This window comes from Brevundimonas sp. TWP2-3-4b1, from assembly GCF_049897665.1.
Classification (GTDB): domain Bacteria; phylum Pseudomonadota; class Alphaproteobacteria; order Caulobacterales; family Caulobacteraceae; genus Brevundimonas; species Brevundimonas subvibrioides_B.
In genome coordinates this window covers 1-1,513 of the sequence record NZ_JAFCWQ010000061.1, presented here as the reverse complement: position 1 = coordinate 1,513, position 1,513 = coordinate 1, and the positions used below count along the sequence as shown (strand labels likewise).

1 protein-coding gene is annotated in these 1,513 nt (G+C 62.2%); it reads right to left on the bottom strand.

Annotated features, from left to right (window positions below; all coding sequences use genetic code 11):
* A partial coding sequence (locus tag ACP7A5_RS17910) for a sensor histidine kinase (RefSeq protein WP_426043155.1) occupies positions 1-1,513 on the bottom strand: 1,513 nt, incomplete at both ends.

The window sequence follows — 1,513 nt, the reverse complement described above, 5'->3', positions numbered from 1 at the left end:
GTTCCGTCTCTGCCGAAACAAGAACCACCAACCCGTCGGGATACCAGTGGAACGTTACGTCGCCACCGAGCCCCCCTTCGACGCTTCTGCGGGCCAATACGCTGCCGAAGCCCTCCCGCTCCGGTGGGTTCGTGATCGCGGGCCCGCCCTTTTCTTCCCACGAAAGAGCGAGGCGCCCCTTGGCTACCACCCACGAAATGCGGACGCGCCCGCCGGGGACCGACAGGGCGCCATACTTGGCCGCGTTCGTCGCCAACTCATGCATCACGAGCGCGACGTTCGTGGCGGCCTCGGCGCCGACCGCAATTTCCGGCCCGCCGATTTCGGTGCGTGCGACGCCGCCTGATCCCGCCAGTTCCGCGTAGGGCGAGAGAACCTTTTGGATCAAATCGCCTAAGGTGGTTTCCCGCTTGGTGGCCGGGGCCGCTGAAGGCCCCGGCCTGATCATTTGGTGGGCGCTGGCGAGCGCGCTCAGCCGGCCTTGAATGGTCTGGGCCAGCTCCTTGGGCGTGGTCGCTGACCTAGCGCTCAACGTCACCATTCCTCCGACGATGGCGAACAGGTTCTTGATCCGGTGATCCATCTCCTTCAGGAGCAGCTCCTGCCGTTCCTCATGATGTTTGCGCAGGCTCACGTCGAGGAAGATCACACCGACTTTCAGGACGGCTTCATCCTCGAAGCGAAAGGCGAACAACTCCAGGGTTCGCCCCTGCGATGCCAGATCGCGCTCGAAACGGATCGGCTCTCCCGTCGCCATGACCGCGTCGTAGGTGTCGAACCATTCTTGGGGCTCCTCAGGAAACGCTTCCCGAACGGTCTTGCCAACGACGCCGCCGACACCGGTTTGTTTTTCAAAGCCTGCATTGGCAGAGAGGTAGCGGAAGTCGCTCGGCTCGCCGGTGCCGGTATCAAGCTTTTCGAGCGTGCAGAAGCCCTCGTCGATAAACTCGAAGAGCATCCGAAATCGCGCCTCGCTCGCGCGGACGGCGTCCTGTGCTGCCCGGCGCTCGGTGACGTCGAAAAAGCTGTTGATTGCCCCGGTGATTTCTCCGCGCTCGTTCTTTAGCGGACGGATATTCTTGAGCACGATAATCCGCGTGCCGTCAGGCCGCTCGACCTGCACTTCCACGTCCCGCGCCTCTGGTATCTTGCCGCTCAACACGTCAGCCATGGGACATTGGTCGTGGGGCATGTAACCGCCGTCCAACCAGAACATCTTGACTGCGCCAGAAAACCGCTCGTCTTTATCCCCTGCCGTTGGCTCGCGCCCCCACAGTTCGGCGCAGCGGCGGTTAAAATTCTGAATTACACCCGAGGCATTGCAGGAATAGATGGCCACGGGCCCCATCTCGAACAGGGCGCGATAGCGTTCGTCGCTCTCGTGGAGCGTCGCCTCCGCCAACTTCCGCTCGATGATTTCGCGCCGCAGTTTGGCGTTTAACTCCTCTGTGAGGCCGACGAGTTCTTGCTGGCGAAGCGAACTGAGGACCAACGCCTCGTTCATCGCGACCGT